Genomic DNA, 21,351 nt, shown 5'->3' with positions numbered 1-21,351 from the left:
CGGTATGTCGCAAAAAATTACCCTCATCAAAGATAAAGTCCTTTCTGATAACTACTTCATCCTGCGCAATATTACCTATGATCTGACCCGAAGTAACGGTGAGGTGATTCGTCACAAGCGCGAGGTTTACGATCGCGGCAACGGCGCCACAATTCTGCTGTATAACGCGGAGAAGAAAACCGTGGTGCTCATCCGTCAGTTCCGCGTCGCGACCTGGGTCAACGGTAACGAAGACGGCCAACTGATTGAAACCTGCGCCGGACTACTGGATAACGACGAACCAGAAGCGTGTATTCGTAAAGAGGCGATTGAAGAGACCGGCTATGAAGTGGGGGAAGTGCGTAAACTGTTCGAACTCTACATGTCGCCGGGCGGCGTGACGGAGCTGATCCATTTCTTTATCGCGCAATACAGCGACAGTCAGCGGGCAAATGCAGGCGGCGGTGTTGAAGATGAAGATATTGAGGTTCTGGAGTTGCCCTTCACGCAGGCGCTGGAAATGATTAAAACGGGTGAGATCCGTGACGGCAAAACGGTGCTGTTGTTGAACTACCTGCAGTCGTCGCACCTTATGGATTAACCCTGAGTATTAATATTTCTTTACAAATAGACGGCCAATCCGACGATTCTTATTGAGCCACATCAGTCGCGCAAGGAAGATACCGCTTAGGCTGTGTGTTTTAATTCCGGGGTTGTACCGTCCATGCGCTATCGCGTCATTTTCATTTTTCTGCTCGGGCTGATTCCCGTCCGTTTGCTGTGGGCCGCGCCCGCGCAGCAGGCGTTTTCTGACTGGCAGGTGACGTGTAATAACCAGAATTTTTGCGTGGCGCGCAATACCGGAGAACATCACGGCCTGGTCATGACCCTCAGCCGCAGCGCCGGGGCGCACACCGATGCGGTGTTGCGTATTGAACTGGGAGGGCTGGAGCCTTCCCATGCTAAAGAGAGCGAAATTGCGCCGCGCCTGTTGCTGGATGGCGCACCGCTTGCGCTTAGCGGTGAGCACTGGCGTATTACGCCCTGGCAACTGATGACCGATGATCCGGTCACTATTAGCGCATTTTTACAAACCGTACAGGACGCGAAGGCAATAACCCTGCAAAAAGGCGCGCAAAATCTTTCACTGATCGGATTAAAAGCCGCATTACTGTTTATCGACGCCCAGCAAAAACGCGTGGGGAGCGAAACCGCCTGGATAGAAAAAGGTGATGAGCCGCCGCTCAGCGTACCGCCAGCCCCGGCCCTGAAAGGCGTGGCTGTCATTAACCCAACGCCAACGCCCTTAACGCAACAAGAGCGCAGTGAGCTGCTGGATTATGGTAACTGGCGCATCAATGGTATTCGCTGCTCGATCGATCCACTGCGTCGCGAGATGCGCGTCACGGCCCTGACGGATGACAAAGCGCTACTGATGATCGGCTGTGAAGCCGGGGCGTATAACACCATCGATCTGGCGTGGATTGTTTCACGCGCAAAACCGTTAACCTCCAGTGCCGTCCGTTTGAGTCTGCCATTTAAAACGGATGCCGAAAGTCGGGATATGGAACTGACCAACGCCACGTTTGACGAGAAGTCGCGGGAACTGGTCACCCTCGCTAAAGGACGAGGGTTGGCTGATTGCGGTATCCAGACGCGCTGGCGCTACGACGGACAGCGGTTTCGCCTGGCGCGTTATGCCCAGGAACCAAGTTGCGATAACTGGCATGGGCCAGATGCCTGGCCCACATTGTGGATCACGCGTTAAGCACTTTATGCGCTTTGGCGACGATGTTATCCACCGTAAAGCCGAAGAACGGGAACAATTTATCTGCCGGAGCCGATTCTCCATAACCGGTCATGCCGACAATTGCCCCCTTTAGACCGACATATTTGTACCAGTAATCGACAATGCCTGCTTCCACCGCCACCCGGGCGCTGACGTTTGCCGGTAAGACCGATTCCCGGTACGCCTCATCCTGAGCGTCAAAAATATCGGTTGAGGGCAGAGAAACCACACGCACGTTACGACCTTCACCGGTCAGTTTTTCCGCCGCCAGCAGCGTAATTTCCATTTCTGAACCGGTAGCAATCAAAATAACATCCGGTTTACCGCCGCTGTCCTTCAGCACATATCCCCCGCGGGCAATCTGCTGCACCTGTTCAGGTGTACGCTCAACCTGCGCCAGATTTTGTCTGGAGAGGATTAGCGCCGTTGGCCCGTCATGGCGTTCGACCGCCAGCTTCCAGCCTACTGCCGCCTCAACCTGATCGCACGGTCGCCAGGTGCTGAAATTAGGCGTCAGACGCAGGCTGGCGAGCTGTTCGACGGCCTGGTGCGTAGGACCATCCTCCCCCAGACCAATCGAGTCGTGGGTATAAACCATTATTTGTCTGGCCTTCATCAACGCCGCCATGCGCGCGGCATTACGGGCATATTCGACAAACATCAGGAACGTGGCAGTGTACGGCACAAAGCCACCGTGATGGGCGATACCGTTGGCAATCGCGGTCATGCCAAACTCCCGCACGCCATAGTGGATGTAATTTCCGGCTGGATCCTCTTTAAGCGACGTAGATCCTTTCCAAATGGTCAGGTTGCTCGGCGCCAGATCCGCTGAGCCGCCAAGCAGCTCAGGCAGTATCGGACCGTAGGCGTTCAGGGTATTTTGCGAGGCCTTACGGGTGGCGATTTTGGCCGGATTAGCCTGTAAGTCGGTAATGTACTTCTGGGTCGTTTCTTCCCACTGTTCCGGTAGCCCGCCGCTCATTCGACGGGTAAATTCAGCCGCCAGCTGCGGGTGTGCTTGTTGATACGCCGCGAATTTCTCGTTCCAGGCCTGTTGCGCTTTCTCACCTTTTTCCCGTGCATCCCACGCCCGGTAAATCTCTTTGGGGATCTCAAAAGCAGGATGGTGCCACCCCAGCTTCTGTCGGGTTAGCGCCACTTCTTCTTCGCCCAGCGCGGCGCCGTGCGCTTCTTCTTTCCCGGCTTTATTCGGTGAGCCAAAACCAATCACCGTGCGGCAGATAATCAGCGATGGCTTATCGGTAACAGCCTGCGCTTCCTGAATCGCTTTTTTCACCGCCTCAGGATCATGACCGTCAATCTCATGCACCACATGCCAGTGATAGGCCTCAAAGCGTTTCGCGGTATCGTCGGTAAACCAGCCGTCGGTTTCGCCATCGATCGAGATGCCGTTGTGATCGTAGAAGCCGATCAGTTTGCCCAGTCCCAGGGTTCCCGCCAGGGAACAAACCTCGTGGGAAATCCCTTCCATCAGGCAGCCGTCGCCCATAAACACCCAGGTATAGTGGTTAACAATCTCATGATTCGGCTGGTTAAATTGCGCCGCCAGCGTGCGTTCGGCAATCGCCAGGCCAACCGCGTTGGCTAAACCCTGACCCAGCGGGCCGGTGGTGGTTTCCACACCCGGCGTGTAGCCGATTTCCGGGTGCCCTGGCGTCTTCGAATGCAGTTGGCGGAAGTTCTTCAACTCCTCTAACGGCAAATCGTAGCCGGAAAGATGCAGCAGACTGTAAAGCAGCATTGAAGCGTGACCATTGGACAGAATAAACCGGTCACGATCGTACCAGGTGGGATCGGTCGGGTTATGGCGGAGGAAATCATTCCACAGTACTTCGGCGATATCGGCCATTCCCATTGGTGCGCCGGGGTGGCCTGAGTTAGCTTTTTGTACGGCATCCATACTTAGCGCACGAATGGCATTGGCAAGCTCTTTACGGGTCATAGGAAATACTCCTTGAAAAGTAAAGCGTTAGATGCGTGTGTTAATTCACACTTTTGGGAAAATTGCGGGCTGCACACGCAAAAAGCATAGCAGACAAGCATGGCATTGCTGGATTAAGCAGGTAACATGGCTGTTATAAGTTGATAACAAATTCTTTCTTTGAATGGCGAGAGTTTGGGGACCTTCAAAGTTTGGGCCGCTGACTGAGGTGATAATGTGCGGCTCGTAGCATGGTTACCCGCGCCACTTTTTTGATCGACACGTGAAAGGAACAACAAGATGGATGACCAGTTAAAACAAAGCGCCCTCGATTTCCACGAATTTCCAGTACCAGGTAAAATTCAGGTTTCTCCGACCAAGCCTCTTGCAACACAGCGCGATCTTGCTCTGGCCTACTCGCCAGGCGTTGCCGCGCCGTGTCTGGAAATTGAAAAGGACCCGCTGGCGGCCTACAAATACACCGCGCGCGGCAACCTGGTTGCGGTTATCTCCAACGGTACAGCGGTGCTGGGCCTGGGCAATATCGGCGCACTGGCTGGCAAACCGGTGATGGAAGGAAAAGGCGTTCTGTTTAAGAAATTCGCCGGGATTGACGTGTTCGACATCGAAGTGGATGAGCTTGATCCGGATAAATTTATCAATGTCGTGGCGGCCCTTGAGCCAACGTTTGGCGGCATCAACCTCGAAGACATCAAAGCGCCGGAATGCTTCTACATTGAGCAAAAACTGCGCGAGCGTATGAATATACCGGTATTCCATGATGATCAGCACGGCACGGCGATCATCAGCACCGCCGCAATTCTTAACGGTCTGCGGGTGGTAGAGAAAAATATCTCTGACGTACGCATGGTGGTGTCCGGCGCTGGTGCGGCGGCGATTGCCTGTATGAACCTGCTGGTGGCGCTGGGGATGCAGAAACACAATATTGTGGTCTGCGACTCCAAAGGCGTGATTTACAAAGACCGCGAACCGAACATGGCGGAAACCAAAGCGGCTTACGCGGTAGTGGATGACGGTAAACGTACGCTGGATGACGTGATTGACGGCGCAGACATTTTCCTCGGCTGCTCCGGTCCCAAAGTGCTGACCCAGGAAATGGTCAAGAAGATGGCGCGTGCGCCGATGATCCTGGCACTTGCCAACCCGGAACCGGAAATCCTGCCGCCGCTGGCAAAAGAGGTGCGCTCGGACGCTATCATTTGTACCGGTCGTTCCGACTACCCGAACCAGGTTAACAACGTTCTCTGCTTCCCGTTCATCTTCCGCGGCGCGCTGGACGTCGGCGCTACCGCCATCAACGAAGAGATGAAACTGGCCGCGGTACACGCCATTGCTGAGCTGGCGCACGCCGAGCAGAGCGAAGTGGTGGCCTCCGCCTATGGCGACCAGGACCTGAGCTTTGGCCCGGAATACATCATCCCTAAACCGTTCGACCCGCGTCTGATTGTTAAAATCGCCCCGGCGGTAGCAAAAGCGGCGATGGACTCCGGTGTGGCAACGCGTCCGATTGCTGACTTTGACGCTTATATCGATAAGCTGACCGAATTTGTCTACAAAACCAACCTGTTCATGAAGCCGATTTTCTCCCAGGCACGTAAAGCGCCGAAGCGTGTGGTGCTGACGGAAGGGGAAGAGGCGCGTGTGCTGCATGCGACTCAGGAGCTGATCACCTTAGGTCTGGCGAAGCCGATCCTGATTGGTCGTCCGAGTGTGATCGAAATGCGTATCCAGAAACTGGGACTGCAGATCAAAGCCGGCGTCGATTTTGAAATCGTTAACAATGAGTCCGATCCGCGCTTTAAAGAGTACTGGAACGAGTACTACCAGATCATGAAGCGCCGTGGTATTACCCAGGAGCAGGCGCAGCGTGCGGTGATTGCCAACACTACGGTTATCGGCGCGATCATGGTGCAGCGCGGTGAAGCCGATGCGATGATCTGCGGTACGATTGGTGACTATCATGAGCACTTCAGCGTGGTGAAAGAGGTGTTTGGTCACCGTGATGGCGTGCATACGGCCGGGGCGATGAACGCACTGCTGCTGCCAAGCGGTAACACCTTTATCGCCGACACCTACGTCAACGATGACCCAACGCCGGAGCAACTGGCTGAAATCGCCGTGATGGCGGCAGAAACCGTGCGTCGCTTTGGTATCGAACCGAAGGTGGCATTACTGTCACATTCCAACTTTGGCTCATCAAATTGTCCGTCTGCCAGCAAAATGCGTGAAGCACTGGCGCTGATTAAGGCGCGTGCGCCAGAATTGATGATTGACGGTGAAATGCACGGTGATGCCGCGCTGGTGGAAAGTATCCGTAACGACCGTATGCCGGATAGCCCACTGAAAGGCTCAGCCAATATTCTGGTGATGCCGAATATGGAGGCTGCTCGTATTAGTTACAACTTACTACGTGTTTCCAGCTCCGAAGGCGTAACGGTCGGCCCAGTGTTGATGGGGGTAGCGAAACCGGTGCACGTATTAACGCAGATCGCCTCTGTTCGTCGTATCGTTAATATGGTGGCGCTGGCCGTTGTAGAAGCTCAAACACAGCCGCTGTAATTTCGCTTTAATTATTTCTGGCGCGGGTCTCTCCCGCGCCTTTTTATTTTCCTTTTCTTAGTGATCCACTTCACCTTTTAAACCTGGTTGCCGAATTTTGTTATTTACTCTGACAAAAAATTGCCACGATGAGGGCAGTTTCAGCGGAGGCGGTGAGCAATGGAAAAAGAACGCATCATTCAGGAATTTGTGCCGGGGAAACAGGTCACGCTGGCGCATCTCATTGCGCACCCTGGCGAAGAACTGGCGAAAAAGATCGGCGTTCCCGAGGCGGGCGCCATCGGCATTATGACGCTGACGCCAGGCGAAACCGCGATGATTGCCGGTGACTTAGCCATGAAGGCGGCGGATGTACATATCGGCTTTCTCGATAGATTCAGCGGGGCACTGGTGATTTATGGCTCGGTAGGCGCGGTAGAAGAAGCGCTATTACAGACGGTGAGCGGTCTGGGTCGGTTATTAAATTTCACGTTGTGCAACCTGACAAAAAGTTAATCAGAGGCGGCGATGAAACGTATTGCGTTTGTCGGTACGGTGGGCGCGGGGAAAACAACGCTCTTTAATGCGCTACAGGGGAATTATTCCCTCGCCAGAAAAACACAGGCCGTTGAGTTTAATGAAAATGGCGATATCGATACGCCGGGAGAATATTTTAGCCATCCGCGCTGGTACCACGCCTTAATTACCACACTGCAGGATGTCGATACGTTGATTTATATACACGCGGCAAATGATAAAGAAAGTCGCTTACCTGCCGGGCTGTTGGATATCGGCGCCAGTAAACGACAAATCGCCGTTATCAGCAAAACGGACATGCCGGATGCCGACGTCGCCGCAACGCGACAACTACTTCGCGGGATGGGGTTTCAGGAGCCGATTTTCGAGCTCAATAGCCATGACCCGCGCAGCGTGCAGCACCTGGTGGATTATCTGACTGAGCTCAGCCAAAAGGAGGAAAGGGCAGGTGAAAAAACTCATCACAGCTAACGATATTCGTGCGGCCCACGCACGCGGCGAACAGGAAATGTCGGTTGTTCTGCGCGCCAGCATCATCACCCCGGAGGCACGCGAAGTGGCGGAGCTGCTGGGCGTCACTATCCGTGAATGCGACGAATCCGCGCCAACTGCCGCCGCTGCAGCACCGGCTGCGGGGGATGATGGCAAAACGGAGAGCCAGCGCATTCGTGAAACCATCATTGCGCAATTGCCCGAAGGGCAATTTACCGAAAGCCTGGTCGCGCAGCTGATGGACAAAGTCATGAAGGAGAAACAGTCGCTGGAGCAGGGCGGAATGCAGCCGAGCTTTAAATCGGTCACCGGCAAAGGCGGCGTCAAAGTCATCGACGGTAGCAGCGTGAAGTTTGGGCGTTTTGACGGCGCGCAACCGCACTGCGTTGGCTTAACCGACCTGGTGACCGACCAGGACGGTAGCAGCATGGCCGCCGGGTTCATGCAGTGGGATAACGCCTTTTTCCCATGGACGCTGAACTACGACGAAATCGACATGATTCTGGAAGGCGAGCTGCACGTTCGTCACGAAGGCGAAACCATGATTGCTAAAGCCGGGGACGTCATGTTTATCCCGAAAGGCTCCAGCATTGAATTTGGTACGCCATCGACGGTGAAGTTTCTGTATGTGGCCTGGCCTGCGAACTGGCAGTCCTGCTAAGGCGGATGTATGAAGGATTTCATTACCGAAGCATGGCTCAGAGCGAATCATACGCTCAGCGAAGGGGCTGAAATTCATCTCCCCGCTGATGCTCGCCTGACGCCGTCTGCCCGGGAATTACTGGAAAGCCGACATCTGCGCATTAAGTTTATCGACGAGCAGGGCAGCCTGTTTATTGATGACGAAGAACAGCAGCCGCAGCCGGTGCATGGTTTAACCAGCAGCGCTACCCATCCCCAGGCCAGCTGCGAACTGTGTCATCAACCGGTGGCGAAGAAACCAGACACGCTGACGCATCTGACGGCAGACAAGATGGTAGCCAAAAGCGATCCGCGTCTGGGATTTCGCGCCGCGCTGGACAGCACCATCGCACTGGCCGTGTGGTTGCAGATCGAGCTGGCGGAACCGTGGCAGCCATGGCTGGCGGATATTCGTTCACGCCTGGGCAATATTATGCGCGCCGATGCTATGGACGAGTCGCTGACCGCACAAGCTATCGTCGGTTTGAGCGACGAAGATTTACACCGGCTTTCACATCATCCGCTGCGTTATCTGGATCACGATCATCTGGTACCTGAGGCCAGCCACGGACGTGATTGCGCGCTGCTGAATCTGCTGCGTACCAAAGTCCGTGAAACGGAGACGGTGGCGGCGCAGGTCTTCATCACCCGCAGTTTTGACGTTATGCGACCGGACATCATGCAGGCGCTTAACCGCCTTTCCAGTACAGTCTACGTGATGATGATTCTGAGCGTGGCGAAGCATCCGCTGACGGTTAGCCAAATTCAACAGCGACTGGGGGAGAAGCCATGATCATTGAACGTGCTCGTCAACTCGCCCAACGCTCACCTGCCCGGGTGGTGTTCCCGGATGCGCTGGATGCCCGGGTGCTGAAAGCGGCGAATTATCTGCATCAGCACGGTCTGGCGCGCCCCATTCTCGTCGCCAGTCCATTTGCCTTGCGCCAGTTTGCTCTCAGCCATCGGGTGGCGATGGATGGTATCCAGGTTATCGATCCGCAAAGCAATCTGGCAATGCGCGAAGAGTTTGCGCTGCGCTGGCTGGCCCGCGCGGGAGATAAAACGCCAGCCGATGCGCTGGAAAAACTCAATGACCCATTAATGTTCGCCGCCGCAATGGTTAGCGCGGGAAAAGCGGATGTCTGTATTGCCGGCAATCTTTCGTCGACGGCAAACGTGCTGCGCGCCGGGTTACGCATTATTGGGCTACAGCCTGGCTGTAAAACGCTGTCGTCAATTTTCCTGATGCTGCCGCAGTATCTCGGACCGTCATTAGGCTTTGCCGATTGCAGCGTCGTACCCCAGCCCACCGCCGCACAACTGGCGGATATTGCGATTGCCAGCGCGCAGACCTGGCAGGCAATTACGGGGGAAGAACCGCGCGTGGCCATGCTGTCGTTTTCAAGTAATGGCAGTGCCCGTCATCCCAACGTCGCTAACGTGCAGCAGGCCACGGAGATCGTTCGTGAACGTGCGCCGCAGCTTATGGTGGATGGCGAACTGCAATTTGATGCCGCCTTTGTTCCGGATGTCGCCGCGCAAAAAGCGCCTGCAAGTCCGTTAAAGGGCAATGCCAATGTTATGGTCTTCCCGTCGCTTGAAGCAGGCAATATTGGTTACAAAATCGCCCAGCGTTTGGGAGGTTATCGTGCAGTCGGGCCACTGATCCAGGGGCTTGCCGCACCGCTTCATGACCTCTCTCGCGGCTGTAGCGTACAGGAAATTATCGAACTGGCGTTGGTGGCAGCAGTGCCGCGCCAGACTGACGTGAGTCGTGAAAACGCCTCGCACACACTGGTTGTATAGGTCCCGTTCTGGACCCCTTAATGAGAGGAAAGCATAATGGAAGCATTAGGAATGATTGAAACCCGGGGCCTGGTTGCACTGATTGAGGCTTCTGACGCAATGGTTAAAGCGGCACGCGTGAAACTGGTTGGCGTGAAGCAGATCGGTGGCGGTCTGGTCACTGCCATGGTCCGTGGCGACGTAGCGGCATGCAAAGCCGCAACGGACGCAGGTGCTGCGGCTGCACAGCGTATTGGCGAGCTGGTTTCCGTACATGTGATCCCGCGTCCGCATGGCGATCTGGAAGAAGTATTCCCGATCAGCTTTAAAGGCGACAGCAACGACATGTAAGTCGTCCATGTGACGCCACAGACTGCATTGCTGGCGTCACCCTCTCTCCTTTTCACATTACCTTCTGCGGAGGGTAGGGGGAGGTTTTACCTGAAATATGCCACGGAGGCGCGTATGAAACTGGCAATCGTCACAGGACAAATTGTTTGTACCGTACGCCATCAGGGGCTCGCGCACGACAAGTTGCTGATGGTGGAAATGATTGATGCCCAGGGTAATCCCGACGGGCAATGTGCTGTTGCTATCGACAGCATCGGGGCGGGAACCGGAGAGTGGGTGCTGCTGGTCAGCGGAAGCTCAGCCCGTCAGGCGCACCGTAACGAATCATCACCTGTCGATCTGTGCGTGATTGGCATTGTCGATGAAGTGGTGGCAGGTGGTCAGGTGATCTTCCATAAATAAGGCAGAAAATCATGAATCAACAGGATATTGAACAGGTCGTGAAAGCGGTACTGCTGAAAATGAAAGACAGCAGCCAACCCGTCAGTGCCGTTCAAGAAATGGGCGTTTTTGCCTCCCTGGATGACGCAGTGGCGGCAGCAAAACTGGCCCAGCAAGGGCTGAAAAGCGTCGCCATGCGCCAACTGGCTATCGCGGCGCTACGTGAGGCGGGCGAAAAGCACGCCAGAGAATTAGCGGAGCTTGCCGTTACAGAAACCGGCATGGGACGCGTAGAAGATAAATTTGCCAAAAACGTGGCGCAGGCGCGCGGCACGCCGGGAGTGGAATGCCTGTCTCCACAGGTCCTGACCGGCGATAACGGCCTGACGCTGATTGAAAACGCACCGTGGGGCGTGGTGGCTTCGGTGACACCGTCCACCAACCCGGCCGCAACCGTTATTAACAACGCCATTAGCCTGATCGCCGCTGGCAACAGCGTGGTCTTCGCGCCGCATCCGGCGGCCAAAAAAGTCTCTCAGCGCGCGATCACCCTGCTTAACCAGGCGGTGGTCGCTGCAGGCGGTCCGGCAAACCTGCTAGTGACCGTTGCTAACCCGGACATCGAAACCGCCCAGCGGTTGTTCAAGTACCCAGGCATCGGCCTGCTGGTCGTCACCGGTGGCGAAGCCGTAGTAGATGCCGCGCGTAAACACACCAACAAACGTCTGATTGCCGCCGGTGCGGGTAACCCGCCGGTGGTGGTCGATGAAACGGCCGACCTGGCCCGCGCGGCGCAGTCGATTGTCAAAGGCGCGTCGTTTGACAACAACATCATCTGCGCCGACGAAAAAGTGCTGATTGTGGTCGACAGCGTCGCCGATGAGCTGATGCGTCTGATGGAAAGCCAGCATGCGGTGAAACTGACCGCGGCCCAGGCTGAACAGCTGCAACCAGTGCTGCTGAAAAATATCGATGAGCGCGGTAAAGGCACGGTCAGTCGTGACTGGGTAGGGCGCGACGCAGGAAAAATCGCTGCGGCGATTGGTCTGAACGTACCGGAGCAAACCCGGCTGTTATTCGTCGAAACCTCCGCGACGCATCCGTTTGCCGTCACCGAACTGATGATGCCGGTTCTACCGGTCGTGCGAGTCGCTAACGTCGATGACGCCATTGAACTGGCGGTCAGGCTTGAAGGCGGTTGTCACCATACGGCGGCGATGCACTCACGCAACATCGACAACATGAACCGCATGGCGAACGCCATTGATACCAGCATTTTCGTTAAGAACGGGCCGTGTATTGCCGGTCTGGGACTTGGCGGCGAAGGCTGGACCACGATGACCATTACCACGCCAACCGGGGAAGGGGTGACCAGCGCGCGTACGTTTGTGCGTCTGCGTCGCTGTGTGTTGGTGGACGCCTTCAGAATTGTATAAGGAGTAAAAGAGATGGCGCACGACGAACAACGTTGGCTGACACCCAGACTGCAAAAAGCAGCCACGCTATGCAACCAGACGCCTGCTGAGAGCGAATCACCGCTATGGCTGGGCGTTGATTTGGGGACGTGTGATGTGGTGTCGATGGTCGTCGACGGTGACGGGCAGCCGGTAGCGGTTTGCCTCGACTGGGCCGATGTCGTGCGCGATGGCATCGTCTGGGATTTCTTCGGCGCAGTGACCATTGTTCGTCGCCATCTCGATACGCTTGAGCAACAACTGGGTTGTCGATTTACCCATGCGGCAACCTCATTTCCACCGGGAACGGACCCACGTATCTCCATCAACGTGCTGGAGTCAGCCGGACTTGAAGTGAGTCATGTGCTCGACGAGCCGACCGCCGTGGCGGATCTGTTGCAGCTCGATAACGCTGGCGTGGTGGATATCGGCGGTGGCACCACCGGGATAGCCATTGTTAAGCAGGGCAAAGTGACGTATTCCGCCGATGAAGCGACCGGCGGGCACCACATTTCTCTGACGCTGGCTGGGAACCGCCGTATCCAACTGGAAGAAGCCGAACAGTACAAACGCAGCAACGGTCAGGAGATCTGGCCGGTGGTGAAGCCAGTCTACGAAAAAATGGCGGAAATCGTGGCTCACCATATTGCCGGGCAGGGTGTCACCGATTTATGGCTGGCCGGCGGTTCCTGCATGCAGCCGGGCGTGGATGAGCTGTTCCGTAAGCGCTTCCCGGAACTGCAGGTGCATTTACCTCAGCACAGCCTGTTTATGACCCCGCTGGCGATTGCCAACAGCGGAAAAGAAAAAGCGGAAGGAATCTATGCAAGCTGAATTGCAGACCGCGCTCTTTCAGGCATTCGATACCCTGAATCTGCAACGCGTAAAAACGTTTAGCGTTCCACCGGTCACCCTTTGTGGGCTGGGAGCGCTCAGTACCTGCGGACAGGAAGCACAAACGCGCGGACTGACGCACATGTTTGTCATGGTCGACAGCTTCCTGCATCAGGCGGGAATGACCGCCGCGCTGGAGCGTAGCCTGGCGATGAAAGGTGTGGCGATGACGCTGTGGCCGTGCCCGGTGGGCGAACCGTGCATTACGGATGTCTGCGCCGCGGTCGCGCAACTGCGTGAATCGAAGTGCAACGGCGTGGTGGCCTTTGGCGGAGGTTCCGTACTGGATGCCGCTAAGGCAGTGGCGTTGCTGGTGACTAATCCCACGCAGACCCTGGCTGACATGACCGAGCACAGCGCGTTACGCCCGCGTTTGCCGCTGATTGCCGTACCGACTACCGCCGGAACGGGGTCGGAAACCACTAATGTCACGGTGATTATCGACGCCGCGAGCGGACTTAAAAAAGTACTGGCGCATGCGTCTCTGATGCCGGACGTGGCGATTCTTGATGCAGCGCTAACGGAAGGTGTACCCGCGCACGTTACGGCGATGACGGGTATCGATGCGCTGACGCACGCCGTTGAAGCGTACAGCGCCCTGAACGCGACGCCGTTTACCGACAGCCTGGCGATTGGTGCGATTGCGATGATCGGTAAATCGCTGCCGAAGGCCGTCGGCTATGGGCAGGATCTGGCGGCGCGGGAGAGTATGCTGCTGGCCTCCTGTATGGCCGGGATGGCGTTTTCCAGCGCCGGGCTGGGCCTGTGTCATGCGATGGCGCACCAGCCGGGCGCTACGCTGCACATCCCGCACGGACAGGCTAACGCCATGTTGCTGCCCACGGTAATGGGGTTCAACCGCATGGTGTGTCGCGAGCGTTTCAGCCATATCGGACGGGCGTTAACCAACAAGAAGGCGGACGATCGCGATGCCATCAACGCCGTCAGCGAGCTGATTAGCGAAGTGGGCCAGACCAAACGGCTCTCTGACGTTGGGGCAAAGCCCGAGCATTACAGCGCATGGGCTGACGCCGCGCTGGAGGATATTTGTATTCGCAGTAACCCTCGCACCGCCACGCAGGCGCAGATTATCGACCTGTACGCGGTTGCCGGGTAATGCCTGTTGGCCGGATAAGGTGCTCGCACCGCCATCCGGCAATAACACGGCGTTAATGCCGGAGGCGACGGAAACGTCTTATCCGGCCTACAAATCACAAATGACAGGGAGTAGGGGCTATGGGAATTAACGAAATCATCATGTACATCATGATGTTCTTTATGCTGATTGCCGCCGTGGACAGGATCCTGTCGCAGTTCGGCGGTTCAGCGCGCTTCCTCGGTAAATTCGGTAAGAGTATTGAGGGATCGGGCGGTCAGTTTGAAGAAGGTTTTATGGCGATGGGCGCGTTGGGCCTGGCGATGGTCGGTATGACCGCACTGGCGCCGGTACTGGCGCATTTGCTCGGACCGGTGATTATTCCGCTGTACGAAATGCTGGGCGCGAACCCGTCGATGTTTGCCGGAACGCTGCTGGCGTGCGACATGGGCGGCTTCTTCCTGGCGAAAGAACTGGCGGGCGGCGACGTTGCGGCGTGGCTGTACTCTGGCCTGATCCTTGGGGCGATGATGGGGCCGACTCTGGTGTTCTCTATTCCGGTTGCGCTGGGGATTATTGAACCGTCTGACCGTCGTTATCTGGCGCTGGGCGTGCTGGCCGGTATCGTCACCATTCCGATTGGCTGTATCGCGGGGGGATTGGTCGCGATGTACTCCGGCGTCGAAATCAACGGGCAGCCGGTGGAGTTTACCTTCGCGCTGATCCTGATGAACATGATCCCGGTGATCATCGTTGCTGTGCTGGTGGCGCTGGGGCTGAAATTTATCCCGGAAAAAATGATCAACGGTTTCCAGATCTTCGCGAAATTTCTGGTGGCGCTGATCACCCTCGGTCTGGCGGCGGCAGTCATCAAATTCCTGCTTGGTTGGGAGCTGATCCCGGGTCTGGACCCTATCTTCATGGCGCCGGGCGACAAGCCGGGTGAAGTAATGCGCGCCATCGAAGTTATCGGTTCTATCTCCTGCGTGCTGCTTGGAGCATACCCGATGGTGCTGCTGCTGACCCGCTGGTTTGAAAAGCCGCTGATGAGCGTCGGTAACCTGTTAAAAGTTAATAATATTGCGGCTGCTGGCATGGTGGCGACGCTGGCCAACAACATCCCAATGTTCGGCATGATGAAGAATATGGATACCCGCGGGAAAGTGATCAACTGCGCCTTTGCGGTCTCCGCGGCCTTCGCCCTGGGTGACCACTTAGGTTTCGCTGCCGCCAACATGAACGCCATGATCTTCCCGATGATTGTCGGCAAGCTGATTGGCGGCGTAACGGCGATTGGCGTGGCTATGCTGTTGGTACCGAAAGATGAAAACGTGCCAGCAGAAGTGGAAACCAACCCGGAGGCGCAATCGTGAACACTCGCCAGCTACTGAGCGTCGGTATTGATATCGGCACCACCACGACTCAGGTGATCTTCTCGCGCCTTGAGCTGGTTAACCGTGCGGCTGTGTCGCAGGTGCCGCGCTATGAATTCATCAAACGCGAAATTAGCTGGCAAAGCCCGGTGTTCTTTACCCCTGTTGATAAGCAGGGCGGGTTGAAAGAGGCCGAACTTAAGGCACTGATCCTTGCCCAGTATCAGGCGGCAGGCATCGCACCTGAGACCGTTGATTCCGGCGCGATCATCATCACCGGAGAAAGCGCCAAAACCCGTAACGCCCGCCCGGCGGTAATGACGCTCTCCCAGTCGCTGGGGGACTTCGTGGTTGCCAGCGCCGGTCCGCATCTGGAGTCGGTGATCGCCGGTCACGGCGCGGGGGCGCAAACGCTGTCTGAGCAGAAGTTGTGCCGTGTACTGAATATCGACATCGGTGGCGGGACGTCGAACTATGCGCTGTTCGACGCCGGAAAAGTCAGTGGTTCGGCCTGTCTGAACGTCGGCGGGCGACTGCTGGAAACCGACGGTCAGGGGCACGTGGTGCACGCGCATCAGCCGGGACAGATGATTGTTGATGACGTATTTGGTCCTGGCTTTGACGCCCGAACCCTCAATGCGGCGCAACTGGTTGCGGTGGCGCGGCGCATGGCGGCGCTGATTGTGGAGGTGATTGACGGCACGCTTTCACCGCTGGCACAGGCGCTGATGCAAACCGGTCTGCTGCCTGCGGGCGTGAAGCCGGAAGTGATTACGTTGTCCGGCGGGGTAGGCGAGTGCTACCGCAACCAACCTGCCGATCCGTTCTGTTTTTCCGACATTGGACCGCTGCTCGCCACGGCGCTGCATGAACATCCGCGCCTGCGTGAGATGAACGTGCAGTTCCCGGCGCAAACCGTGCGCGCCACGGTGATTGGCGCCGGGGCGCATACGCTGTCGCTTTCGGGCAGCACCATCTGGCTGGAAGGCGTGGCGCTTCCGCTGCGCAATCTGCCGGTGGCGATTCCGGTTGATGAGGCTGATTTGGTGGCCGCCTGGCAACAGGCGTTAATGCAGCTCGATCTGGATCCGCAAACGGACGCCTACGTGCTGGCGTTGCCCGGTTCTCTGCCGGTGCGCTACGCCGCGCTGTTAACGGTAATTGATGCGCTGCTGGCTTTTGTCGCGCGTTATCCAAATCCGCATCCCCTGCTGGTGGTAGCCGAGCAGGATTTTGGTAAAGCCCTGGGCATGCTGTTACGCCCACAGTTACAGCAACACCCGCTGGCGGTCATCGATGAGGTGGTTGTCCGGGCGGGGGACTATATCGACATTGGTACGCCTCTTTTTGGCGGATCGGTTGTGCCGGTGACGGTGAAATCACTCGCATTTCCTTCCTGAGGGAACGACTTATGAAACTAAAGACCACATTGTTCGGCAATGTTTATCAGTTTAAGGATGTTAAAGAGGTGCTGGCCAAAGCCAACGAACTGCGTTCGGGGGATGTGCTGGCAGGGGTAGCTGCAACCAGTTCACAGGAACGCGTGGCGGCCAAGCAGGTATTGTCGGAAATGACGGTAGCGGATATCCGCAATAACCCGGTGATTTCCTATGAAGAGGACTGCGTGACGCGTCTGATTCAGGATGACGTCAATGAAACGGCCTATAACCGCATCAAAAACTGGAGTATCAGCGAGCTGCGCGAGTACGTGCTGAGCGATGAAACCTCCGTTGATGACATCGCGTTTACGCGCAAAGGGTTAACGTCGGAGGTGGTCGCTGCGGTAGCAAAAATCTGCTCCAACGCGGACCTGATCTACGGCGGCAAGAAAATGCCGGTGATCAAAAAGGCTAACACCACCATCGGTCTGCCGGGCACCTTTAGCTGCCGTTTGCAGCCGAACGACACCCGTGACGACGTGCAGAGTATTGCGGCGCAAATCTATGAAGGGCTGTCTTTCGGGGCGGGCGATGCGGTGATCGGCGTAAACCCGGTAACGGATGACGTGGAAAACTTAAGCCGCGTGCTCGATACCGTGTACGGCGTTATCGATAAATTCAATATTCCGACCCAGGGCTGCGTACTGGCGCACGTTACCACCCAGATTGAAGCGATTCGTCGCGGCGCGCCGGGTGGATTGATCTTCCAGAGTATCTGCGGCAGCGAGAAAGGCTTAAAAGAGTTCGGTGTTGAGCTGGCAATGCTCGACGAAGCGCGCGCAGTTGGCGCTGAATTCAACCGTATCGCCGGGGAAAATTGCCTTTACTTCGAAACCGGACAAGGGTCGGCGCTCTCCGCTGGCGCAAACTTCGGCGCCGATCAGGTAACAATGGAAGCGCGTAACTACGGGCTGGCGCGCCACTACGATCCGTTCCTGGTGAATACCGTCGTGGGCTTTATCGGGCCGGAGTATCTCTACAACGACCGTCAGATCATTCGCGCCGGTCTGGAAGATCACTTTATGGGCAAGCTGAGCGGCATCTCAATGGGCTGCGACTGCTGCTACACCAACCATGCTGATGCTGACCAGAACCTTAACGAAAACCTGATGATTCTGCTCGCCACCGCTGGCTGCAACTACATCATGGGCATGCCGCTCGGCGACGACATCATGCTCAACTATCAGACCACCGCATTCCACGATACCGCGACCGTCCGCCAGTTGCTGAACCTGCGCCCGTCGCCGGAATTTGAACGCTGGCTGGAAACCATGGGCATTATGGCAAACGGTCGCCTGACCAAACGGGCGGGCGATCCGTCACTGTTCTTTTGATGATGCGGGGATGAAACACGATGGATCAAAAACAGATTGAAGAAATTGTACGCAGCGTAATGGCGTCAATGGGGGAGTCGCAGCCGCAGGCTCAAGAATCGTCAGCACCAGCAAAATGCAGCACCACGCAGTGCGCCGCGCCGACTGGTGAAAGTTGTGCGATGGACTTAGGTTCAGCCGAAGCCAAAGCGTGGATAGGCGTTGAGAATCCGCACCGAGCAGAGGTGTTGACTGAACTGCGGCGCAGTACCGCGGCGCGTGTATGTACCGGTCGCGCCGGCCCTCGTCCGCGCACCCAGGCGTTACTGCGCTTCCTGGCCGACCACTCGCGTTCAAAAGATACGGTATTAAAAGAAGTGCCGGAAGAGTGGGTAAAAGCGCAGGGACTGTTGGAAGTGCGCTCGGAAATCAGCGACAAAAACCTGTATCTGACGCGCCCGGATCTTGGCCGTCGTCTGAGCGCGGAAGCCATTGATGCGCTGAAATCGCAGTGTGTGATGAACCCGGATGTGCAGGTGATTATCTCTGATGGCCTGTCTACCGACGCTATCACCGCCAACTACGAAGAGATTCTGCCGCCATTGTTGTCGGGCTTAAAACAGGCCGGACTGAAGGTTGGGACCCCGTTCTTCGTTCGCTATGGTCGCGTGAAAATCGAAGATCAGATTGGCGAGCTGCTGGGCGCGAAAGCGGTGATCCTGCTGGTGGGTGAACGTCCGGGCCTCGGTCAGTCGGAAAGTCTCTCCTGCTACGCCGTCTATTCGCCGCGCGTTGCGACGACCGTAGAAGCTGACCGTACCTGTATCTCGAACATTCACCAGGGCGGTACGCCACCGGTTGAAGCAGCGGCGGTAATTGTGGATTTGGCCAAGCGCATGCTGGAGCAAAAAGCCTCCGGCATCAATATGACCCGTTAAGGAGGCATCATGCCAGCATTAGATTTGATTAGACCTTCAGTCACCGCAATGCGCGTGATTGCCTCGGTAAATGACGGTTTTGCCCGCGAGCTTAAGTTACCGCCACATATCCGTAGCCTCGGACTCATCACAGCAGACTCTGATGACGTGGCGTATATTGCCGCAGACGAAGCGACAAAACAGGCGATGGTGGAAGTGGTTTATGGCCGCTCGCTGTATGCCGGGGCGGCGCATAGTCCCTCTCCAACCTCGGGCGAAGTACTGATTATGCTCGGTGGACCCAACCCGGCTGAAGTTCGCGCGGGTCTGGACGCGATGGTGGCCAACATTGAAAGCGGCGCAGCGTTTCAGTGGGCGAATGACGCAGAAGATACCGCTTTCCTGGCGCACGTGGTTTCGCGTACCGGTTCGTATCTTTCCGCGACGGCGGGATGCCGACTTGGCGATCCGATGGCGTATCTGGTGGCGCCGCCGCTGGAAGCAACATTTGGTATTGATGCGGCGCTGAAATCTGCCGATGTACAACTGGTGACCTACGTGCCGCCGCCGTCAGAAACCAACTATTCAGCAGCGTTTTTGACCGGTAGCCAGGCCGCTTGTAAAGCCGCATGTAACGCCTTTGCCGATGCCGTTCTGGATATTGCCCGTAATCCAATCCAGCGCGCGTAAGAGAGGTTGTGATGATCAATGCACTGGGATTACTGGAAGTGGATGGCATGGTGGCTGCCGTAGACGCGGCGGATGCCATGCTGAAAGCCGCGAACGTACGCCTGCTGAGCCACGAAGTGCTCGATCCTGGCAGGCTGACGCTGGTGGTGGAAGGCGATCTGGCGGCGTGCCGCGCAGCGCTTGATGCCGGCAGCGCCGCCGCAGCGCGTACGGGCCGTGTTATCAGCCGTAAAGAGATAGGCCGACCGGACGATGACACCCAGTGGCTGATCGGCGGTTTTAAGCGCCAGCCGAAGAAACCAGAACAGAAGCCAGATGTAAAAACAGACGTAAAAGCAGAGAAGACGCAGGACGCCCCGTTGACGTCTGAATCCTCTGCACAACTTCTGACACTGTTGGCATCGGTCCGTCAAGGAATGACGGCAGGGGAAGTGGCTGCCCACTTTGGCTGGTCACTTGATGAAGCCAGAAAGGCGCTGGAACAGCTCTTTTCTGACGGAGCGTTGCGTAAACGTAGTAGTCGCTATCGCTTAAAAAATTAACCTGTCGGAGGGCCGGGGGCTTCCCTGAAGCTTCCGGCTTAAAAGATCATGAAAAAGAACCGTACTGCAAACTTGCACCATCTTTATCATGAAGCACTACCCGAAGACGTTAAACTTACGCCGAAAGTAGAGGTGGACAACGTTCACCAGCGGCGAACAACGGATGTATATGAACACGCGCTGACGATTACCGCCTGGCAGCAGATTTACGACCAGCTGCATCCGGGAAAATTTCATGGCGAGTTCACGGAAATCCTGCTCGACGATATTCAGGTTTTCCGTGAATACACCGGACTCGCGCTGCGCCAGTCATGCCTTGTCTGGCCGAACTCGTTCTGGTTTGGTATTCCGGCCACGCGCGGCGAACAGGGATTTATTGGCGCCCAATGTCTGGGCAGTGCTGAAATTGCCACCCGTCCAGGCGGGACGGAGTTTGAACTGAGTACGCCGGATGATTACACCATTCTGGGGGTTGTCATTTCGGAAGAGGCGATTGCCCGTCAGGCCAACTTCCTGCATAACCCGGAAAGGGTGCTGCATATGCTGCGTAACCAGTCGGCACTGGAAGTTAAAGAACAGCACAAAGCCGCGCTATGGGGCTTTGTGCAGCAGGCGCTGGCGACGTTTAGCGAGAATCCGGAAAACCTGCGTCAACCTGCGGTACGCAAGGTATTGGGCGATAACCTGTTGCTGGCGATGGGGACTATGCTGGAAGAAGCGCAGCCGATTATAACCGCTGAGAGCATCAGCCATCAGAGCTATCGTCGTCTGTTGTCACGTGCGCGCGAATATGTGCTGGAAAACATGTCAGAGCCGCTGACCGTGCTCGATTTGTGTAACCAACTGCACGTTAGTCGCCGGACGTTGCAAAACGCCTTTCACGCGATACTGGGTATTGGTCCGAATGCCTGGTTAAAACGTATTCGCCTGAACGCCGTGCGTCGCGAGTTGATAAGCCCGTGGTCGCAGAGTACGACGGTGAAAGATGCCGCCATGCAGTGGGGATTCTGGCATTTAGGGCAGTTTGCTACCGACTACCAGCAGTTGTTTGCGGAAAAACCATCGTTGACGCTGCATCAGCGTATGCGGCAGTGGGCGTGATAAGATTATGGTGCCGGATGCGACGCTTTGCGTCTT

Annotated in this window: 21 protein-coding genes; 20 read left to right on the top strand and 1 reads right to left on the bottom strand. The window is 56.5% G+C overall.

The window, feature by feature from the left end:
• Positions 1-4: 4 nt before the first annotated feature.
• Both nudK and JSN25_RS21140 read left to right on the top strand, forming a co-directional pair.
• Complete coding sequence (nudK, locus tag JSN25_RS21145) at positions 5-580, top strand: GDP-mannose pyrophosphatase NudK (RefSeq protein ID WP_006683526.1); 576 nt, start codon at positions 5-7, stop codon at positions 578-580.
• Between the two features lie 123 nt (positions 581-703).
• Entirely contained in the window at positions 704-1,747 is a 1,044-nt protein-coding gene (locus JSN25_RS21140; protein WP_085049248.1) for a DUF1176 domain-containing protein, read from the top strand.
• Here the strand turns inward: JSN25_RS21140 and tkt are convergent.
• Positions 1,737-3,731 (bottom strand): transketolase, encoded by a 1,995-nt coding sequence (gene tkt / locus JSN25_RS21135; RefSeq protein ID WP_204525328.1) that lies wholly within the window; start codon positions 3,729-3,731, stop codon positions 1,737-1,739. The genes JSN25_RS21140 and tkt overlap by 11 nt on opposite strands.
• Positions 3,732-4,010: 279 nt before the next feature.
• Between tkt and maeB the strand changes: the two genes are divergently transcribed.
• The 18 genes from maeB to eutR all read left to right on the top strand — a co-directional run bounded on the left by maeB (position 4,011) and on the right by eutR (position 21,315).
• Positions 4,011-6,290, top strand: a complete 2,280-nt coding sequence (gene maeB / locus JSN25_RS21130; protein WP_038642540.1) for an NADP-dependent oxaloacetate-decarboxylating malate dehydrogenase — start codon at positions 4,011-4,013, stop codon at positions 6,288-6,290.
• A gap of 159 nt (positions 6,291-6,449) precedes the next feature.
• On the top strand, positions 6,450-6,785 hold the full coding sequence (eutS, locus tag JSN25_RS21125) for an ethanolamine utilization microcompartment protein EutS (protein ID WP_003037995.1): 336 nt from the start codon (positions 6,450-6,452) through the stop codon (positions 6,783-6,785).
• Between the two features lie 12 nt (positions 6,786-6,797).
• Entirely contained in the window at positions 6,798-7,277 is a 480-nt protein-coding gene (gene eutP, locus JSN25_RS21120; protein WP_003037998.1) for an ethanolamine utilization acetate kinase EutP, read from the top strand.
• Positions 7,255-7,959, top strand: a complete 705-nt coding sequence (eutQ, locus tag JSN25_RS21115) for an ethanolamine utilization acetate kinase EutQ (protein WP_038642538.1) — start codon at positions 7,255-7,257, stop codon at positions 7,957-7,959. The genes eutP and eutQ overlap by 23 nt, the downstream gene beginning before the upstream one ends.
• Before the next feature lie 9 nt (positions 7,960-7,968).
• Positions 7,969-8,772: an ethanolamine utilization cob(I)yrinic acid a,c-diamide adenosyltransferase EutT gene (gene eutT, locus JSN25_RS21110; RefSeq protein ID WP_110497214.1), complete on the top strand. Its 804-nt coding sequence runs from the start codon at positions 7,969-7,971 to the stop codon at positions 8,770-8,772.
• Positions 8,769-9,785: a phosphate acetyltransferase gene (gene pta / locus JSN25_RS21105; protein ID WP_199980360.1), complete on the top strand. Its 1,017-nt coding sequence runs from the start codon at positions 8,769-8,771 to the stop codon at positions 9,783-9,785. Before eutT ends, pta begins: the two co-directional genes overlap by 4 nt.
• Positions 9,786-9,821: 36 nt before the next feature.
• A complete protein-coding gene (gene eutM / locus JSN25_RS21100) occupies positions 9,822-10,115 on the top strand; it encodes an ethanolamine utilization microcompartment protein EutM (RefSeq protein ID WP_003835054.1) in 294 nt (97 codons plus the stop codon).
• Positions 10,116-10,229: 114 nt separating this feature from the next.
• Positions 10,230-10,517, top strand: coding sequence for an ethanolamine utilization microcompartment protein EutN (gene eutN / locus JSN25_RS21095; RefSeq protein WP_003038011.1), 288 nt, complete (start codon positions 10,230-10,232; stop codon positions 10,515-10,517).
• 11 nt (positions 10,518-10,528) lie between these two features.
• Positions 10,529-11,932, top strand: coding sequence for an aldehyde dehydrogenase family protein (locus tag JSN25_RS21090; RefSeq protein ID WP_038642532.1), 1,404 nt, complete (start codon positions 10,529-10,531; stop codon positions 11,930-11,932).
• Positions 11,933-11,944: 12 nt separating this feature from the next.
• Positions 11,945-12,784 (top strand): ethanolamine utilization protein EutJ, encoded by an 840-nt coding sequence (gene eutJ, locus JSN25_RS21085; protein ID WP_038642530.1) that lies wholly within the window; start codon positions 11,945-11,947, stop codon positions 12,782-12,784.
• Complete coding sequence (gene eutG / locus JSN25_RS21080) at positions 12,774-13,961, top strand: ethanolamine utilization ethanol dehydrogenase EutG (protein WP_204525327.1); 1,188 nt, start codon at positions 12,774-12,776, stop codon at positions 13,959-13,961. Before eutJ ends, eutG begins: the two co-directional genes overlap by 11 nt.
• A 119-nt stretch (positions 13,962-14,080) precedes the next feature.
• The gene (gene eutH / locus JSN25_RS21075; protein ID WP_038642526.1) at positions 14,081-15,313 is read left to right on the top strand and encodes an ethanolamine utilization protein EutH; all 1,233 of its coding nucleotides are present in this window, start codon (positions 14,081-14,083) and stop codon (positions 15,311-15,313) included.
• On the top strand, positions 15,310-16,713 hold the full coding sequence (eutA, locus tag JSN25_RS21070; protein ID WP_038642524.1) for an ethanolamine ammonia-lyase reactivating factor EutA: 1,404 nt from the start codon (positions 15,310-15,312) through the stop codon (positions 16,711-16,713). The genes eutH and eutA overlap by 4 nt, the downstream gene beginning before the upstream one ends.
• A gap of 11 nt (positions 16,714-16,724) precedes the next feature.
• Positions 16,725-18,086: an ethanolamine ammonia-lyase subunit alpha gene (gene eutB, locus JSN25_RS21065; RefSeq protein WP_003038029.1), complete on the top strand. Its 1,362-nt coding sequence runs from the start codon at positions 16,725-16,727 to the stop codon at positions 18,084-18,086.
• Between the two features lie 20 nt (positions 18,087-18,106).
• Complete coding sequence (gene eutC / locus JSN25_RS21060) at positions 18,107-19,003, top strand: ethanolamine ammonia-lyase subunit EutC (RefSeq protein WP_085049242.1); 897 nt, start codon at positions 18,107-18,109, stop codon at positions 19,001-19,003.
• A gap of 9 nt (positions 19,004-19,012) precedes the next feature.
• Complete coding sequence (gene eutL / locus JSN25_RS21055; protein WP_003838537.1) at positions 19,013-19,672, top strand: ethanolamine utilization microcompartment protein EutL; 660 nt, start codon at positions 19,013-19,015, stop codon at positions 19,670-19,672.
• A gap of 11 nt (positions 19,673-19,683) precedes the next feature.
• Entirely contained in the window at positions 19,684-20,214 is a 531-nt protein-coding gene (gene eutK / locus JSN25_RS21050; RefSeq protein WP_038642518.1) for an ethanolamine utilization microcompartment protein EutK, read from the top strand.
• Positions 20,215-20,262: 48 nt separating this feature from the next.
• The gene (eutR, locus tag JSN25_RS21045) at positions 20,263-21,315 is read left to right on the top strand and encodes an HTH-type transcriptional regulator EutR (protein WP_038642516.1); all 1,053 of its coding nucleotides are present in this window, start codon (positions 20,263-20,265) and stop codon (positions 21,313-21,315) included.
• Positions 21,316-21,351: the final 36 nt, after the last annotated feature.

This window comes from Citrobacter cronae (assembly GCF_016893685.1).
Classification (GTDB): domain Bacteria; phylum Pseudomonadota; class Gammaproteobacteria; order Enterobacterales; family Enterobacteriaceae; genus Citrobacter; species Citrobacter werkmanii.
This window is presented reverse-complemented; position numbering and strand designations above follow the sequence as displayed.

Bases quoted from the DNA above. Each gene is read 5' to 3' on its own strand.
- JSN25_RS21090 (WP_038642532.1), top strand. From the start codon at position 10,529: ATGAATCAACAGGATATTGAACAGGTCGTGAAAGCGGTACTGCTGAAA.
- eutN (WP_003038011.1), top strand. From the start codon at position 10,230: ATGAAACTGGCAATCGTCACAGGACAAATTGTTTGTACCGTACGCCAT.
- eutH (WP_038642526.1), top strand. From the start codon at position 14,081: ATGGGAATTAACGAAATCATCATGTACATCATGATGTTCTTTATGCTG.
- maeB (WP_038642540.1), top strand. From the start codon at position 4,011: ATGGATGACCAGTTAAAACAAAGCGCCCTCGATTTCCACGAATTTCCA.
- eutJ (WP_038642530.1), top strand. From the start codon at position 11,945: ATGGCGCACGACGAACAACGTTGGCTGACACCCAGACTGCAAAAAGCA.
- eutP (WP_003037998.1), top strand. From the start codon at position 6,798: ATGAAACGTATTGCGTTTGTCGGTACGGTGGGCGCGGGGAAAACAACG.
- tkt (WP_204525328.1), bottom strand. From the start codon at position 3,731: ATGACCCGTAAAGAGCTTGCCAATGCCATTCGTGCGCTAAGTATGGAT.
- pta (WP_199980360.1), top strand. From the start codon at position 8,769: ATGATCATTGAACGTGCTCGTCAACTCGCCCAACGCTCACCTGCCCGG.
- eutS (WP_003037995.1), top strand. From the start codon at position 6,450: ATGGAAAAAGAACGCATCATTCAGGAATTTGTGCCGGGGAAACAGGTC.
- eutM (WP_003835054.1), top strand. From the start codon at position 9,822: ATGGAAGCATTAGGAATGATTGAAACCCGGGGCCTGGTTGCACTGATT.
- eutG (WP_204525327.1), top strand. From the start codon at position 12,774: ATGCAAGCTGAATTGCAGACCGCGCTCTTTCAGGCATTCGATACCCTG.
- JSN25_RS21140 (WP_085049248.1), top strand. From the start codon at position 704: ATGCGCTATCGCGTCATTTTCATTTTTCTGCTCGGGCTGATTCCCGTC.
- eutT (WP_110497214.1), top strand. From the start codon at position 7,969: ATGAAGGATTTCATTACCGAAGCATGGCTCAGAGCGAATCATACGCTC.
- eutK (WP_038642518.1), top strand. From the start codon at position 19,684: ATGATCAATGCACTGGGATTACTGGAAGTGGATGGCATGGTGGCTGCC.
- eutL (WP_003838537.1), top strand. From the start codon at position 19,013: ATGCCAGCATTAGATTTGATTAGACCTTCAGTCACCGCAATGCGCGTG.
- nudK (WP_006683526.1), top strand. From the start codon at position 5: ATGTCGCAAAAAATTACCCTCATCAAAGATAAAGTCCTTTCTGATAAC.
- eutC (WP_085049242.1), top strand. From the start codon at position 18,107: ATGGATCAAAAACAGATTGAAGAAATTGTACGCAGCGTAATGGCGTCA.
- eutB (WP_003038029.1), top strand. From the start codon at position 16,725: ATGAAACTAAAGACCACATTGTTCGGCAATGTTTATCAGTTTAAGGAT.
- eutR (WP_038642516.1), top strand. From the start codon at position 20,263: ATGAAAAAGAACCGTACTGCAAACTTGCACCATCTTTATCATGAAGCA.